General features: G+C 55.1%; 12 protein-coding genes and 2 tRNA genes. 7 read left to right on the forward strand and 7 right to left on the reverse strand.

Annotation, left to right across the window (positions count from 1 at the left end; translation table 11 throughout):
• The first annotated feature begins 98 nt into the window (after positions 1-98).
• The 4 genes from QRN24_RS05870 (at position 99) to QRN24_RS05885 (ending at position 1,810) form a co-directional block, all read left to right on the forward strand.
• On the forward strand, positions 99-557 hold the full coding sequence (locus tag QRN24_RS05870) for a YchJ family protein (protein ID WP_025203926.1): 459 nt from the start codon (positions 99-101) through the stop codon (positions 555-557).
• Positions 558-605: 48 nt separating this feature from the next.
• On the forward strand, positions 606-1,448 hold the full coding sequence (gene purU, locus QRN24_RS05875; protein ID WP_014170456.1) for a formyltetrahydrofolate deformylase: 843 nt from the start codon (positions 606-608) through the stop codon (positions 1,446-1,448).
• Between the two features lie 157 nt (positions 1,449-1,605).
• Positions 1,606-1,690: transfer RNA gene (locus QRN24_RS05880), tRNA-Tyr, on the forward strand.
• A gap of 35 nt (positions 1,691-1,725) precedes the next feature.
• Positions 1,726-1,810: transfer RNA gene (locus tag QRN24_RS05885), tRNA-Tyr, on the forward strand.
• Between the two features lie 61 nt (positions 1,811-1,871).
• Here the strand turns inward: QRN24_RS05885 and QRN24_RS05890 are convergent.
• Positions 1,872-2,315: an Lrp/AsnC family transcriptional regulator gene (locus QRN24_RS05890; protein ID WP_014170457.1), complete on the reverse strand. Its 444-nt coding sequence runs from the start codon at positions 2,313-2,315 to the stop codon at positions 1,872-1,874.
• A gap of 107 nt (positions 2,316-2,422) precedes the next feature.
• Here QRN24_RS05890 and QRN24_RS05895 point away from each other — a divergent pair, with 107 nt between their 5' ends.
• Entirely contained in the window at positions 2,423-3,319 is an 897-nt protein-coding gene (locus tag QRN24_RS05895) for a DMT family transporter (protein WP_284942476.1), read from the forward strand.
• Here the strand turns inward: QRN24_RS05895 and narI are convergent.
• The 5 genes from narI to QRN24_RS05920 form a co-directional block, all read right to left on the reverse strand.
• Positions 3,316-3,993 (reverse strand): respiratory nitrate reductase subunit gamma, encoded by a 678-nt coding sequence (narI, locus tag QRN24_RS05900; protein WP_014170469.1) that lies wholly within the window; start codon positions 3,991-3,993, stop codon positions 3,316-3,318. The genes QRN24_RS05895 and narI overlap by 4 nt on opposite strands.
• Positions 3,993-4,703, reverse strand: coding sequence for a nitrate reductase molybdenum cofactor assembly chaperone (gene narJ, locus QRN24_RS05905; RefSeq protein WP_040017698.1), 711 nt, complete (start codon positions 4,701-4,703; stop codon positions 3,993-3,995). Before narJ ends, narI begins: the two co-directional genes overlap by 1 nt.
• Positions 4,700-6,235 carry a nitrate reductase subunit beta gene (narH, locus tag QRN24_RS05910; RefSeq protein ID WP_014170471.1) on the reverse strand — a complete coding sequence of 512 codons (1,536 nt, stop codon included), beginning with the start codon at positions 6,233-6,235 and terminating at the stop codon, positions 4,700-4,702. The genes narJ and narH overlap by 4 nt, the downstream gene beginning before the upstream one ends.
• Complete coding sequence (locus QRN24_RS05915; protein ID WP_284942478.1) at positions 6,232-9,975, reverse strand: nitrate reductase subunit alpha; 3,744 nt, start codon at positions 9,973-9,975, stop codon at positions 6,232-6,234. The genes narH and QRN24_RS05915 overlap by 4 nt, the downstream gene beginning before the upstream one ends.
• Before the next feature lie 381 nt (positions 9,976-10,356).
• Positions 10,357-11,754 carry a NarK family nitrate/nitrite MFS transporter gene (locus tag QRN24_RS05920; RefSeq protein ID WP_020882361.1) on the reverse strand — a complete coding sequence of 466 codons (1,398 nt, stop codon included), beginning with the start codon at positions 11,752-11,754 and terminating at the stop codon, positions 10,357-10,359.
• A gap of 309 nt (positions 11,755-12,063) precedes the next feature.
• Here QRN24_RS05920 and narX point away from each other — a divergent pair, with 309 nt between their 5' ends.
• Positions 12,064-13,860: a nitrate/nitrite two-component system sensor histidine kinase NarX gene (gene narX, locus QRN24_RS05925; protein WP_025203922.1), complete on the forward strand. Its 1,797-nt coding sequence runs from the start codon at positions 12,064-12,066 to the stop codon at positions 13,858-13,860.
• Positions 13,853-14,503 carry a two-component system response regulator NarL gene (gene narL, locus QRN24_RS05930; RefSeq protein ID WP_003856701.1) on the forward strand — a complete coding sequence of 217 codons (651 nt, stop codon included), beginning with the start codon at positions 13,853-13,855 and terminating at the stop codon, positions 14,501-14,503. The genes narX and narL overlap by 8 nt, the downstream gene beginning before the upstream one ends.
• A 3-nt stretch (positions 14,504-14,506) precedes the next feature.
• On the opposite strand, the gene QRN24_RS05935 is transcribed toward narL, so the two are convergent.
• Positions 14,507-15,913, reverse strand: a complete 1,407-nt coding sequence (locus QRN24_RS05935; RefSeq protein WP_284942479.1) for a YchO/YchP family invasin — start codon at positions 15,911-15,913, stop codon at positions 14,507-14,509.
• Positions 15,914-15,970: the final 57 nt, after the last annotated feature.

Below are 15,970 nucleotides of genomic sequence, written 5' to 3' on the forward strand. Positions count from 1 at the left end.
CCCCTGGATTCCTGACATAGCATCAACGCAACTGCTCAGTTAACATGGTGCTACCCGAAGCGTTTAACGCCCTTATTTTTTGTTCCAGGAAGAGAATCGTGTCTCAACTCTGCCCTTGTGGTAGCGCTCTGGAGTATAGCCTATGTTGCCAGCGATATCTGTCTGGCGATCAGGTTGCACCAGACCCGTCACACCTCATGCGTTCACGGTATACTGCTTTTGTGATCAAAGACGCAGACTACCTGATTAAAACCTGGCACCCATCCTGCCACGCTGCCGATTTCAGACAGGATATTGAAGCCGGGTTTGCTAATACCCAATGGCTCGGCCTTACCGTCTATGAATCGTCAACGGGAAGTGATGCTGATGAAGGTTATGTCAGCTTCGTTGCCCGCTTTATCGAACGCAATAAGCCCGGTGCCATTATCGAACGTTCCCGGTTCTTAAAGGAAAGCGGGCAATGGTATTATATTGACGGAACGCGCCCACAGTTTGGTCGTAACGATCCCTGCCCTTGTGGTTCAGGTAAAAAATTTAAAAAGTGTTGCGGGCAGTAATGCCTGACAACCCAGACTTCGCAAATACTCAAACAGGATTTCCCGGCGATGCAATCACTACAACGTAAAGTTCTGCGCACCATCTGTCCCGATCAAAAAGGGCTGATCGCACGAATTACCAACATTTGTTACAAGCATGAACTGAATATCGTGCAGAACAACGAGTTCGTTGACCACCGTACCGGACGCTTCTTTATGCGTACCGAACTCGAAGGGATTTTCAACGACACTACCCTGCTTGCCGATCTCGACAGCGCGCTGCCTGAAGGCTCCGTGCGTGAACTGACACCCGCTGGCCGTCGTCGCGTGGTTATTCTTGTGACGAAAGAAGCCCACTGTCTTGGCGATCTGTTGATGAAAGCAAACTACGGTGGCCTTGATGTTGAAATCGCTGCCGTTATCGGTAACCACGAGACGCTGCGCACGCTGGTTGAACGTTTTGATATTCCGTTTGAACTGGTCAGCCATGAAGGCCATACCCGTGAAGAACATGACAACCTGATGGCAAATGCTATCGAAGCGCATAACCCGGATTACGTGGTACTGGCGAAATACATGCGTGTGCTGACCCCATCCTTCGTGGCGCGTTTCCCGAACAAGATCATCAACATCCATCACTCATTCCTGCCAGCCTTTATCGGTGCACGTCCTTATCACCAGGCGTACGAACGCGGTGTGAAAATCATCGGCGCCACCGCGCACTACGTGAATGACAACCTGGACGAAGGCCCAATCATTATGCAGGACGTGATTCACGTGGATCACACCTATACCGCAGAAGATATGATGCGCGCCGGGCGTGACGTAGAGAAGAACGTACTCAGTCGTGCGCTCTATCAGGTGCTGGCGCAACGTGTGTTCGTTTACGGTAACAGAACGATTATTCTTTAATCGACAAGAAAATGAACTGGTTAGCTTTACAGCTTAACGCGTAAAATTCAGGCAACCAGTTTATTTTTATTGTGGTAACGCTTTACAGGGGCGTCTCATTTGATATGATGCGCCCCGCTTCCAGCAGGAAGCAGGCCAGTAAATAGCATTACCCCGTGGTGGGGTTCCCGAGCGGCCAAAGGGAGCAGACTGTAAATCTGCCGTCATCGACTTCGAAGGTTCGAATCCTTCCCCCACCACCATCTCTCAGCATTACCTCAAAATTTGAATTACCCCTGGTGGGGTTCCCGAGCGGCCAAAGGGAGCAGACTGTAAATCTGCCGTCATCGACTTCGAAGGTTCGAATCCTTCCCCCACCACCATCATCTCAAAGCTAATCCAGTGATGTATTTCAAACGATGTGTCATGCATAGCAACAGACGATCACATTGGTGGCAACCGACGCTTCACCGGTGAACTTTTCACGATCGACGTATTACACTGAGCATGTTCCGCCAGACCATCAAGCAACGCATCCAGTTGCTCAATCGACCGCACGACCAGCCTGATAACAAAGCAGTCTTCACCGGTGACTTTATCGCTCTCAATACATTCCGGCATGGCCTGAATGTACTTATCTACTTTTTGCAGCAACCCCGGTAAAGGACGAACCCGCACCAGCGCCTGCAACGTATACCCCAACGCCGTCAGATTGACGCGCGCGCCATACCCTTCAATCACCCCGCGCTCTTCCAGTCTTTTCAGACGCTCTGCTGTACTGGGAGATGTCAGTCCAATACGTCCGCTGAGTACCTTTAGCGACATGCGCGCATCCTCAACCAGACAGGCCAGGATTTGGCGATCGATATCATCGAGAAGGTTTTCCATCGTTTTTACCTAATTTAAAAAAGCCATCACTGTATTTCACCTTATATCAGCCATGTTATTCCCGACAGCGGTATTCGACAATATCGTCATTAATCAGGAGGTGAACAATGGGTGATGTACAAAAAGGCGTCTGGCAGATGAGCCTGGCGATGTTAATTTCCGGCTCGATTGGCGCGTTTGTTCTGCTTTCCGGCCTGCCGGTGACGGAAGTGGTTTTCTGGCGATGCCTGATCGGGGCGATGGCCCTTTTTATTTTCATCCGAATAAGTCGAAAACCATTTAGTCCGCTCACCCGGGTCACGCTACTGCTGGCAATTCTGGGCGGTGTTGCGTTAGTGGTGAACTGGTTGCTGCTGTTCGCGGCTTATGAACGTATTTCAATCGGCCTTTCTACCGTGGTCTATAACACTCAGCCGTTTATGCTGGTGTTGATGGGGATGTTTTTAGGAGAACGCGTGAGCCTGGTGAAATGGGGTTGGCTCGTTCTCGCCTTTGGCGGCGTGGTCATCCTGCTCTCCAGTGAGCTGAATGGCGCACAGGGCGAAGGCTGGCTCGCAGGAATCGCTCTGGCGATGGGGGCCGCTTTCTTCTACGCACTGACAGCCATAATCGCCCGCAGACTGAAATCAGTTGCGCCCCAGCATATCGCCTTTATTCAGGTACTGACCGGCGTGGTCATGCTGTTGCCCTTCGCCCACCAGCCGGCATTTTCAGCTGATTTCCCATGGCCGATTTTACTGACGTTAGGTGTCGTCCACACCGGGATCATGTATCAGTTGCTGTATAGCGCGATCCAGAAGCTCCCGACGCCCGTTACCGGTTCTCTGTCTTTTATCTATCCCGTGGTGGCCATAATTGTCGATAACGTGGTGTTCGGACACTCGCTGAATATCACGCAACTGGCAGGGGGTGCATTGATACTGTTTGCGGCGGCAGGTAATAACCTGGGCTGGGGCGAGAAAAAACCCCGCGAGTGCGGGGTTGGGATCAAATCAGCACATTAGCGACGGGCGCGAACAATCTGATATTTGCGCGTCAGATACTCCACCGGTGCGCTCCAGATATGCACCAGACGAGAGAACGGGAACAGCACAAACAGCGTCATCCCGAGCACCAGGTGCACGCGGAAGATAAACGCCACACCGTCAAGGTGCTCAGACGCCCCACCGTGGAAGGTCACCACAGACTGCGCCCAGCCGACCAGCTTCATCATTTCGCTGCCATCCATATGCTGAGCCGAGAACGGAATGGTCAGCAGACCCAGCGCACACTGCACCATCAGCAGGGACAAAATCAGAATGTCCGCACCGGTGGTGGTCGCGCGAACGCGCGGGCTGAACAGACGGCGTTTGAGCAGCAGTAAACCGCCCACCAGCGTCATCACGCCGCAGGCTCCGCCGGCAATCATCGCCATTTTCTGCTTCACCTCAATCGGCAGGAATGACTCATACATCCAGTGCGGCGTCAGCATTCCGAGGAAGTGACCCGCAAAAATCCCCAGGATCCCGATGTGGAACAGGTTAGAAGCCAGGTTCATCCCTTTGCGATCGAGCATCTGGCTGGAGGCAGCACGCCAGGTGTACTGGCCGTAGTCATAACGCAGCCAGCTTCCCACCAGGAACACGGTGCCCGCGATATACGGGTAAATGTCAAAGAAGAACATATTCAGGAAGTGCATTATTGCTGTCCTCCGTTAGAGATATTCAAATATTGCGGGGCAACGGCTCCGGCAAAACGACGTTGGTGAGCAGAGATTTCAGACTCACCGCAGTTCTGGTCAGCCATGAATTTCACCTGCTCTTCCTCCCAGACCGCATCCAGCGCCTGTGGCGTATCATCGCGGGCTTCATCGGCGATCTTCTCCGCAACTTTTTCACTGTCGACCGATGCGTTGGCGAGTTTCACCAGCAGGTCGAACAGCACCGCGTAACGGCTCTCGCGCTGCTGAAGTCGTGCGCCGAGCAGCGCCAGGATCGGCGCGATGTCCTGCAGACCACCCAGCGCCTCCTCTTTAGGCAACTGCGCCAGATACTCAAGATAGAGCGGCAGGTGGTCCGGCAGCTCGCGGCTATCGAGCTGCAGGCCGTGTTGCTCGTACTGTCCCATCAGGTCAACCATCGCCTGACCGCGGTCACGTGACTCACCGTGAACATGTTCGAACAGCAGCAGCGACGTCGCGCGTCCGCGGTCAAACAGCTGGCTGTAATCCGCCTGCGCATCCAGTAAATCGCGCGCTAACAGGTCCCGGAGGAAAACGGCCAGTGTCTGGGCATCCTCTTTCTCAAGATTTTCAGATGACGCGAGTGCATCAAAGAGCTCCTGCTGATGCTGCGCAAGCGCAGCATCCGGGTACTCGAGCAGACGCGAAACAATGACAAGTTCAATCATTGGTGCGGCTCCGTTTTGCTCGTCACATCCAGGGCATCGATGCGGCGGCTGTTGAAGAGATTGAATTTCGTGTCTGAACCGTGGCAACCGTCGCCAAAAGTAAAGCCACAGCCATTTTTCTCCGGGAAGGCTTCGCGAGCCAGTTCACGGTGGCTGCTCGGCACCACGAAACGGTCTTCGTAATTGGCAATCGCCAGGTAACGGTACATCTCCTGCGCCTGGGCTTCGGTCAGACCTACCGCTTCCAGTGCACGGGTATCGTTAACACCGTCAACGGTTTCAGCGCGTTTGAAGTGGCGCATCGCCAGCATACGTTTCAGCGCCAGCAGGACCGGCTGGGTATCCCCTGCGGTTAACAGGTTTGCCAGATACTGAACCGGGATACGCAGGCTTTCCACGTCTGGCAGAATGCCGTTGCTGCCCAGCTCACCCGCATCCGCAGCAGACTGGATCGGAGACAGCGGCGGCACGTACCAGACCATCGGCAGCGTGCGGTATTCCGGATGCAGCGGCAGCGCCAGCTTCCAGTCCATCGCCATTTTGTACACCGGAGACTGCTGCGCCGCGTCAATCACGCTCTGCGGAACGCCGTCTTTCAGCGCCTGCTCAATCACTTTCGGATCGTTAGGATCAAGGAAAACGTCCAGCTGACGCTGATAGAGATCTTTCTCGTTCTCGGTGCTGGCTGCATTTTCAATCGCGTCCGCGTCGTACAGCAGCACGCCGAGGTAACGAATACGGCCCACGCAGCTCTCAGAGCAGACGGTTGGCATACCGGCTTCAATACGCGGATAGCAGAAGATGCACTTCTCAGACTTGCCGCTCTTCCAGTTGAAGTAGATTTTTTTGTACGGGCAACCGGTAATACACATACGCCAGCCGCGGCACTTATCCTGGTCGATCAGCACAATGCCATCTTCTTCACGCTTATAGATGGCTCCGCTCGGACAGGTCGCCACGCACGCCGGGTTAAGGCAGTGCTCGCACAGACGCGGCAGATACATCATGAAGGTGTTTTCGAACTGGCCGTACATCGCCTTCTGCATGTTCTCGAAGTTCTGGTCTTTGGCGCGTTTTTCGAACTCGCCGCCCAGAATCTCTTCCCAGTTTGGACCGCTGGTGATCTTATCCATACGCTGTCCGGTAATGAGCGAGCGTGGACGTGCGATCGGCTGATGTTTGCTTTCCGGCGCGTTGTGCAGGTTCTGGTAGTCGTAATCAAACGGCTCGTAGTAATCATCGATGCCCGGCAGATGCGGGTTGGCGAAGATTTTACCGAGCAGCATCGCACGGTTACCCATGCGCGGCTGCAGTTTACCGTTGATTTTACGGATCCAGCCGCCCTTCCATTTCTCCTGGTTTTCCCAGTCGGTTGGGAAGCCTGTGCCGGGTTTACTTTCCACGTTATTGAACCACGCGTACTCCATCCCTTCGCGGCTGGTCCAGACGTTTTTACAGGTGACTGAGCAGGTATGACAGCCGATGCATTTATCCAGATTCAGCACCATGCCGACTTGTGAACGAATTTTCATTTTACGCTCTCCTGTACCTGGTCATTACCTTCGCCGTCTAACCAGTTAATATTCTTCATCTTACGTACCACCACGAACTCATCGCGGTTAGATCCTACCGTGCCGTAGTAGTTAAAGCCGTAGGCCAGCTGCGCATAGCCGCCGATCATGTGCGTCGGTTTTGGCGTAATACGGGTCACGGAGTTGTGAATGCCGCCGCGCTGCTCGGTGATTTCAGAACCCGGCAGGTTAACGATACGTTCCTGCGCGTGGTACATCATGGTCATCCCGGCCGGGACACGCTGACTGACAACCGCACGCGCCGTCAGCGCACCGTTGCTGTTGAACACTTCGATCCAGTCGTTATCTTCAATGCCCAGATCTTTGGCGTCCGTCTCGCTCATCCACACAATCGGGCCACCGCGGGACAACGTCAGCATCAGCAGGTTGTCGCTGTAGGTGGAGTGAATGCCCCACTTCTGGTGTGGCGTCAGGAAGTTCAGCGCCTTCTCCGGGTTACCGTTCGATTTCGTACCCATTACCGCTTTCACGGAGCGGGTATCGATTGGCGGACGATATACCAGCAGGCTCTCACCGAAATCGCGCATCCACTGGTGATCCTGATAAAGGGACTGACGACCGGACAGGGTACGCCATGGGATCAGTTCGTGAACGTTGGTGTAGCCAGCGTTGTAGGAGACGTGTTCATCTTCCAGGCCAGACCAGGTCGGGCTGGAGATAATTTTGCGCGGCTGAGCCTGAATATCGCGGAAGCGGATCTTCTCTTCCTCTTTATTCGTCGCCAGATGGGTATGATCGCGACCGGTAAACTCACTCAGTGCCGCCCATGCTTTCACCGCCACGTGACCGTTGGTTTCCGGTGCCAGAGTCAGGATCATTTCTGCAGCATCAATGGCCGTGTTCAGCATTGGCTGGCCTTTGGCCGGGCCGTCCGCTTTGGTGTAATTGAGCTTACGCAGCAGGTCCATTTCGCTCTGGGTATTCCACGCAATCCCTTTACCCCCGTTACCAACTTTTTCCATCAGCGGGCCGATAGAGGTAAAGCGTTCGTACGTTGCCGGGTAGTCACGTTCAACGGGAATAATGTGCGGCGCTGTCACGCCCGGGATCAGGTCACACTCGCCTTTTTTCCAGTCCTTCACGTCCAGCGGCTGCGCCAGTTCGGCTGCAGAGTCGTGCTGAATCGGCAGGGTCACCACATCGGTCTCTTTGCCCAGATGTCCTACGCACACTTCGGAGAATTTCTTCGCGATATCTTTGTAGATATCCCAGTCGCTTTTGGATTCCCACGCCGGGTCAACGGCTGCAGACAGCGGATGAATAAACGGATGCATATCCGAGGTATTCATGTCGTCTTTTTCATACCAGGTAGCGGTTGGCAGCACGATATCGGAATACAGGCAGGTACTGGACAGACGGAAGTCCAGCGTCACAACAAGATCCAGCTTGCCGTCCAGACCGTTGTCTTTCCACTCCACTTCTTCTGGTTTCACGCCGCCCTGCTTGCCCAGATCTTTCCCCTGAATACCGTTTTCAGTACCCAGCAGATATTTCAGCATGTACTCGTGGCCTTTACCGGAGGAGCCCAGCAGGTTAGAGCGCCAGATAAACAGGTTACGAGGATGGTTTTTGCCGTTTTCAGGCTGCTCGGCCGCAAAGCGAATGGTGCCGTCTTTCAGTGCCTTGACGGTGTAATCCGCCGGGGTCATGCCCGCTTTCTTCGCCTCGTCAGCAATGCGCAGCGGGTTAGTCCCTAACTGAGGTGCAGACGGCAGCCAGCCCATGCGTTCAGCGCGGACGTTGAAGTCGATCAGATGGCCGCTGTAGCGGGATTTATCCGCCATTGGCGACAGCAGTTCCTGGGCCGTTACCGTCTCGTAGCGCCACTGGCTGGAGTGGTTGTAGAAGTAAGACGTACTGTTCATATGACGCGCCGGACGCTGCCAGTCGAGGGCAAACGCCAGTGGCTGCCAGCCCGTCTGCGGACGCAGTTTTTCCTGACCCACATAGTGCGCCCAGCCGCCGCCGCTTTGACCCACACAACCGCAGAAGATCAGCATGTTGATCAGGCCACGATAGTTCATATCAAGGTGATACCAGTGGTTCAGACCGGCACCAACAATGATCATTGAACGGCCATGCGTCTTGTCAGCATTTTCAGCGAATTCACGGGCGATACGGGTGATGTGTCCACGCGGCACGCCGGTGATCTGCTCTGCCCAGGCCGGGGTATACGCTTTGATGTCGTCGTAGCTGGTTGCGCAGTTTTCATCATTCAGGCCGCGCTCCAGGCCGTAGTTGGCCAGCGTCAGGTCATACACGGTGGTCACCAGCGCCGTCGACCCATCCGCCAGCTGCAGACGTTTGACCGGCAGCTTATGCATCAGGATGTTCTGCAGCTCAACTTTGTTGAAATGCTCGGACCCTTCGCCGCCGAAGTACGGGAAGCCCACATCAGCAATTTCGTCCTGGCTACCCAACATGCTCAGACGCAGTTCAGTCTCTTCACCGGTGGTACCGTTACGCTGCTCGAGGTTCCACTTGCCCTTCTCGCCCCAGCGGAAACCGATAGAGCCGTTGGGTGCCACCAGCTCGCCGTTATTGTTATAGGCGACCGTTTTCCACTCAGGATTGTTTTCCTGACCCAGCGCATCCACCAGATCGGCGGCACGCAGCGTACGGCCCGCTGCATAGTAGCCCTCACGCTCTTCCAGCATGACCAGCATCGGCATGTCGGTATAGCGACGAACATAGTCAGTAAAATACTGGCTGGGTTTATCGAGGTGGAACTCACGCAGCATCACGTGGCCCATCGCCAGCGCCATCGCGGAGTCGGTACCCTGTTTAGGTGCCAGCCACAGGTCGCACAGCTTGGCAATTTCCGCATAGTCCGGGGTCACCGCAACGGTTTTGGTGCCTTTGTAACGCACTTCCGTGAAGAAGTGGGCATCCGGCGTACGGGTCTGTGGAACGTTAGAGCCCCAGGCAATAATGTAGCTGGAGTTGTACCAGTCAGCGGATTCCGGCACGTCGGTCTGCTCGCCCCAGGTCTGCGGAGAGGCTGGCGGCAGGTCGCAGTACCAGTCGTAGAAGCTCAGACAGGTTCCGCCGATAAGCGACAGATAACGAGCACCTGAGGCGTAAGAGACCATCGACATTGCCGGGATAGGCGAGAAGCCCGCGACGCGGTCCGGTCCGTAGGTTTTAACGGTATAAACGTTTGAAGCGGCAATCAGTTCGTTGACCTCTTTCCAGGAAGAACGAACAAAACCACCGCGACCGCGCGCCTGCTTAAAGCTTTTTGCTTTGTCGGCATCTTCGATAATGGATGCCCAGGCATCAACTGGATCGCTGTGCAGCACTTTCGCTTCACGCCACATTTTCATCAGGCGTTTGCGCATCAGAGGGTATTTCAGACGGTTGGCGCTGTACAGATACCAGGAGTAGCTTGCACCACGCGGGCAGCCACGAGGTTCGTGGTTTGGCATATCCGGACGGGTACGCGGATAGTCGGTCTGCTGCATTTCCCATGTCACCAGGCCGTTTTTAACGAAAATCTTCCAGCTACATGAGCCAGTGCAGTTCACGCCGTGGGTCGAACGGACGACTTTGTCATGCTGCCAGCGCTGACGGTAACCGTCTTCCCAGTCCCGGTTGGTCTCCAGAACCTGGCCGTGCCCATCGGCAAAAGTTTCACCCTTCTGTTTGAAGTAGCGAAACCGGTCCAAAAATTTGCTCATCGGGTATCTCCTGTGTGGAGCCTGTGGCTCTCTAAATCGACATTGCTGATTTGCAGCGAAGGTAACGCTCTGATAGATGGCGAGAATTGATAACGATCAAGGCGGAGAGGGAGTTTCAGGTGGGGTATTAGATCGGATACCCCTAAAGCGGTAGATTTTTAATTTTTATAAGCCATTAATTTATAATGATATTTATAATTTATCGTACAAAAAGCAGGGCTAAATTTAACATCTCAGGTATTAAGGGGTAGAACGCCCTGTAAAGCGATGGCGATCACAGTGTTACCCGCAGGCATTGTTCCTCAAACGCCATCAGTATGTTGTAACTACTGTAGTAATAAAAAAACGCGGCCCGAAGGCCGCGCAAACGGATAATCACACTTACTTATTTTTCTTGGTATTACGGCCATATACCAGCCACGTAATCACTACGCAGGCGATATAGAAAACGAGGAAGACTTTCATTGCCCCTGCCGGAGAGCCGGTCAGGTCCAGAGAGATACCGAACGCTTTCGGAATAAAGAAGCCGCCAATTGCGCCGATGGCAGAGATAAAGCCCAGTGCAGCAGCCGTATCCGTCGCGGCTTCACGCATGGCCTGCTCTTCGCTTCCGCCCTGCGCTTTAACGCGATCCATCGTCAGCTTGCGGAAGATAACGGAAATCATCTGGAAGGTCGATGCGCTACCCAGACCGGCCGTCAGGAACAGCACCATAAACACGCCGAAGAAGGCGGTAAAGTTCCCACCCTGGCCATTGGCTGGCAGCGTCAGGAACAGCAGCGCACAGAAAACAGCCATGATCACAAAGTTCACCAGCGTCACGCGTGTTCCGCCCAGACGGTCAGACACCATACCGCCCAGTGAACGCGCCAGGGCACCGATGAACGGACCAAAGAAGGCAAACTGCAGGATCTGCACTTCCGGGAACTGTGTTTTGGACAGCATGGCAAAGCCTGCGGAGAAACCGATAAACGACCCGAAGGTTGCCAGATAAAGCAGCGCCATGACCCACAGGTGGCCGCGTTTCAGCACCGGCAACTGCTCGCTCAGCGAAGCCTTAGATGCCGACAGATCGTTCATAAAGAACCATGCCGCCAGCGTGAAGACCACCAGGAACGGAACCCAAATCCACGCCGCATTTTGCAGGTACAGGGAAGAACCATCCGCCTGCTCGACGCCACCGCCGCCAAAGGCTGCAAAAATGGAGACAGAGATTGCCAGCGGTGCAATTAACTGCATCACGCTTACGCCCATGTTTCCCAGACCGCCGTTAATACCCAGCGCACCGCCCTGCTTCGCTTTCGGGAAGAAGAAGCTGATGTTCGCCATACTGGAGGCGAAGTTAGCGCCAGCAAAACCGCACAGCAGGGAGATAATCACGAACACGCTGAAAGGCGTGGAGGTATCCTGCACCGCAAAACCCAGCCACACGCAAGGTACGATCATGATGCCCGTACTGAACGCCGTCCAGCGACGACCGCCAAACACCGGCACCATAAACGCGTAAGGGACGCGCAGCAGCGCACCGGACAGTGACGGCAACGCGGTCAGCATAAACAGCTGATCGGTCGTAAAGGTAAAACCCACTTTTGGCAGATTGACTGCCACTGCACTAAACAACATCCATACGCAAAACGCTAACAGCAAACACGGAACGGAAATCCACAGATTTCGGCTCGCTATACGATGGCCGCGCTGTTGCCAGAACGCCGGATCCTCTGGACGCCATTCAGTAATAACGGCACCATTTTCCCTTTCGGGAGCGGATGAGTGACTCATAGACACCTCTGATTCTCGAATGATGCTGCAAACATTAGGGTTTTAGGGCGGAGGTAAGTTGATATAAATCAAAGGAAAAGTGGGAGGTTTTACAGCGCAAAAAAAGCCCTTATCCTTAGTGAGTAGGCTATTTCAGTAAAAAAGACGTGGTTTTTCACGGCACTGAAGCGTCTCCGATACCGCCTCCTCCTGCCGCTTACTCCGTTGGCAATTTAGGGGTAATCCTTTATTGGTATGGGTATACTCCTGGGTATGCACCAGAATAGCGCCATTCCTGCAAGCAGGCCACGTCAGGAGCCCGGCAACTCTATGTTAAAAAGATGTTTATCTCCGCTAACACTGGTTAACCAGTTGGCACTGATCGTTATGCTGTCCACCGCCCTTGGTGTGACCGGTATGGCGATTTCTGGCTGGCTGGTACAGGGCGTACAGGGTAATGCGCATGCCATCAACGAGGCAGGCTCTCTACGCATGCAGAGTTATCGCCTGCTGGCGTCGGTACCGCTGACGGAAGACGATCAGCCTCTGATCGACGAAATGGAGCGTACCGCGTTCAGCCCGGAGCTGGAACGTGCCGCCATCCGTGACGGGCAGGAATCACAGCTTAAGTCCCTGCAAAACTACTGGCACACCCAGCTTCAGCCTGGTCTGAAACAGGCGCGCAATACTGAGACCGTGGCACGGGACGTCGCGGGCTTTGTGTCGCGCATTGACGCGCTGGTCTCCTCTTTCGATCAGACCACCGAATTGCGTATCGACCGGGTGCTGATGGTTCACCGCGCCATGGCCTTGTTTATGGGGCTGCTGCTGATTTTCACCATCCTCTGGCTGCGCGCCCGGCTGTTGAACCCCTGGAAACAGCTGCTGGCGATGGCCCGCGCGGTGACCGCACGTGATTTTACCCAGCGCACGCATATCAGCGGGCGGAATGAAATGGCGATGCTGGGCCAGGCGCTCAATACCATGTCGGAAGAACTCTCCGAAAGCTACGCCGTGCTGGAAAAACGCGTGCAGGAGAAAACGGCAGGGCTGGAGCAGAAAAATGAAATCCTCTCCTTCCTGTGGCAGGCCAACCGTCGTCTGCATATGCAGGTGCCGTTATGTGAACGCCTCTCGCCGGTGCTGAATGGCCTGCAAAATCTGACCTTGCTGCATGACCTGGAGCTGCGGGTCTACGATGTTGAAGATGAAGATAATCATCAGGAATTTACCTGTCAGTCCGACATGTCCTGCGATGACAAAGGCTGTCATCTTTGCCCGCGAGGCTTGCCGCCCCTGACCTCCGGCGGTACGACGCTGAAGTGGCGACTGACGGACAGCCATACCCAGTACGGTATCCTGCTGGCCACGTTGCCCGCCGGGCGGCATCTGAGCCACGATCAGCAGCAGCTGGTCGATACGCTGGTCGAGCAGCTGACCGCTACGCTGGCGCTCGACCGCCATCAGGAAAAGCAACAGCAGCTGATCGTCATGGAAGAGCGTGCGACTATCGCTCGCGAACTGCATGACTCCATCGCCCAGTCGCTCTCCTGTATGAAAATGCAGGTCAGCTGTCTGCAGATGCAGGATGCGGAGATGCCGGAAAGCAACAAACAGCTGCTGAGCCAGATCCGCAACGAGCTCAATACCTCATGGATTCAGCTTCGCGAGCTGTTGACCACCTTCCGCCTGCAGCTGACCGAGCCTGGCCTGCGCCCCGCGCTGGAGTCCAGTTGCCATGAATTTAGCGCCCGACTGGGGTTCCCGGTGAAGCTTGATTATCAGCTGCCGCCGCGGTTTGTCCCCTCCCATCAGGCGATTCATCTACTGCAGATCGCCCGTGAAGCCCTGAGCAACGTGCTCAAACACGCTGACGCGACGGCGGTCACCGTTACCGTCAGCCAGCACGATAATCAGGTCAGGCTCACGGTTCATGACAACGGCTGCGGCGTGCCGGAAAATGCCGAAAGAACTAACCATTATGGTTTAATTATCATGCGAGACCGCGCCCAAAGCCTGCGCGGTGATTGCCAGGTTCGCCGGCGAGAGACAGGTGGCACGGAAGTCGTGGTCACCTTTATTCCCGAAAAACCGCTCACAACTGCTCAAGGAGAAACCCATGACTAATCAGGAACCGGCATCCATCCTGTTGATCGACGACCATCCGATGCTGCGTACTGGCGTTAAACAGCTGGTCAGCATGGCACCCGATATCACCGTCGTTGGCGAAGCCAGCAATGGCGAACAGGGCATTGAGCTTGCCGAATCGCTTGATCCCGATCTGATCCTGCTCGATCTCAACATGCCGGGCATGAACGGTCTGGAAACGCTCGACAAGCTGCGGGAAAAATCGCTCTCCGGACGCGTAGTGGTCTTTAGCGTCTCGAACCATGAAGAGGATGTGGTGACGGCGCTCAAGCGTGGCGCGGACGGCTACCTGCTGAAAGATATGGAGCCGGAAGATCTGCTCAAGGCCCTGCAACAGGCCGCCGCGGGTGAGATGGTACTGAGCGAAGCCTTAACCCCGGTGCTGGCCGCCAGCCTGCGGGCAAACCGCGCCACCTCGGATCGCGATGTCAGTCAGTTAACGCCGCGTGAGCGCGATATTCTAAAGCTGATTGCCCAGGGCCTGCCGAATAAAATGATTGCGCGTCGCCTGGATATCACCGAAAGCACGGTCAAAGTGCATGTGAAACATATGCTGAAGAAAATGAAGTTAAAATCGCGGGTTGAAGCCGCGGTATGGGTACACCAGGAACGTATTTTTTAAGCATTACTCATCCGGCAGCAGCTTCCAGCGCGGATCGTCGGCGGGTAATCCCACAAGCGGTTGCGCCACAGCCAGCGTGATCTCATTGGACGAGACGCGCTTGCCATCATTATCTTCGACCACCACCGAAAGCCGCCAGCGGTTGCTCGCGCCTTCACTGTCATCCCAGGCAGGCATAATCACGCTCCAGCCGTCTTCGCTGGTATTGTTGGCCGGCGATGTCAGACTCAGCGCCTGCGTATCTCCCTGCCAGTGAAGCTGGCGAATCCCGTGCTTACTGCGGATCTGCAGCTTAAGCATCACGGTTTCGCCCCCTTTAAGATCCCACGGCGGTGTCGCCAGGTAGACGGACAACGTTTTGCTCTGGCGGAACTCCATCACCGGCAGGTTATCCCGCTCTGGCGAATCATAGCGACTGCCGCGCAGAGAACGGGTGACGGCGACTTCACTGGCAGAAAGTTGCTTCACCAGCGGCACGCCAAAGCGGTAGTTGAGTTTGAGGCCAAGATTATTCTGGCTCACCCCACTCTCCCCTTGCTTATGCCCGGCGGTGAGGGTCACCAGCGGAACGGGGGTATAATTCAGCCCCAGATTGACCGCCACCGGGTTGTGATAACCGGTACCGCTGTTGAACAGGTCAACGTTATCACCAAAATATTGCTCAAAACTGACGCTGGTATTCAGGTGATGGAACCACGGCAGCCACGCTTTAGCGGTCACGTCGTACCCCCGGGCCATGCGCTGCTCCTGAATGTCAGAGCGATCGCGCCAGCCGGCAAAGGGCTGATAATAGTTCGCAGACAGACGCAGGTTCTCGCCCCACACTTCCGCACCTAACCCGGCACGCTGCAGGTTTTCATCCAGCAGGTTGTCGTAAAAGGTGTTGTAGCCGAGCAACCATTTTCCGGCAACCCAGCGCTGCCCAATGCCGGCATTGCTCACCAGACCGTCAGTCTGCTGCGTCAGGCCAAGCTGGCTCCAGCTCAGATAACGGTTGTTATCGTTCCACGGAATAAACCAGCTGCCGCTGCTGCCGTTAAATTTGCCGTCGTCATCCACCAGCAAGTTCACGCTGGCGTTCCCCCACGGCGAAAGCCAGGATTCAATATGCTGGTTCACTTCGCCGCTCACCGCGTCACGCACCTTGCCAAAGGCAAACTGACGCGCCTGCTCGCCTGTCGTCAGGCCGTTATCGGTCATACTGGCTTCGCCAAACGCTTTCGCCATTTCTGCCAGATGTTTTTCGCCCTCGGTCGTGGGCGCCGCCATGCCGAGATCGGGCAGATTATCCCCGTTGTTATCAAAGGGGTTCTGTGCCTGTTGCACAAAGGAATTCGGCGCACCGTGAACGGCTCCGACCGGAATGAGGGGGAGTAAAGCAAGCAAACGAAGATGAGATGAAACAGCCATTAACGTCGTAAGAAATACCCGATGCTTACGTGAGAACACCGGGTACCTTACCGTTAT

Origin of the sequence: Enterobacter sp. MEB024, from assembly GCF_030209635.1 — a bacterium.
Classification (GTDB): domain Bacteria; phylum Pseudomonadota; class Gammaproteobacteria; order Enterobacterales; family Enterobacteriaceae; genus Enterobacter; species Enterobacter ludwigii.

Coding starts and splice junctions, on each gene's coding strand:
- purU (WP_014170456.1), top strand. CDS start 606: ATGCAATCACTACAACGTAAAGTTCTGCGCACCATCTGTCCCGATCAA.
- QRN24_RS05890 (WP_014170457.1), bottom strand. CDS start 2,315: ATGGAAAACCTTCTCGATGATATCGATCGCCAAATCCTGGCCTGTCTG.
- QRN24_RS05895 (WP_284942476.1), top strand. CDS start 2,423: ATGGGTGATGTACAAAAAGGCGTCTGGCAGATGAGCCTGGCGATGTTA.
- narI (WP_014170469.1), bottom strand. CDS start 3,993: ATGCACTTCCTGAATATGTTCTTCTTTGACATTTACCCGTATATCGCG.
- narJ (WP_040017698.1), bottom strand. CDS start 4,703: ATGATTGAACTTGTCATTGTTTCGCGTCTGCTCGAGTACCCGGATGCT.
- narH (WP_014170471.1), bottom strand. CDS start 6,235: ATGAAAATTCGTTCACAAGTCGGCATGGTGCTGAATCTGGATAAATGC.
- QRN24_RS05915 (WP_284942478.1), bottom strand. CDS start 9,975: ATGAGCAAATTTTTGGACCGGTTTCGCTACTTCAAACAGAAGGGTGAA.
- QRN24_RS05920 (WP_020882361.1), bottom strand. CDS start 11,754: ATGAGTCACTCATCCGCTCCCGAAAGGGAAAATGGTGCCGTTATTACT.
- narX (WP_025203922.1), top strand. CDS start 12,064: ATGTTAAAAAGATGTTTATCTCCGCTAACACTGGTTAACCAGTTGGCA.
- narL (WP_003856701.1), top strand. CDS start 13,853: ATGACTAATCAGGAACCGGCATCCATCCTGTTGATCGACGACCATCCG.
- QRN24_RS05935 (WP_284942479.1), bottom strand. CDS start 15,913: ATGGCTGTTTCATCTCATCTTCGTTTGCTTGCTTTACTCCCCCTCATT.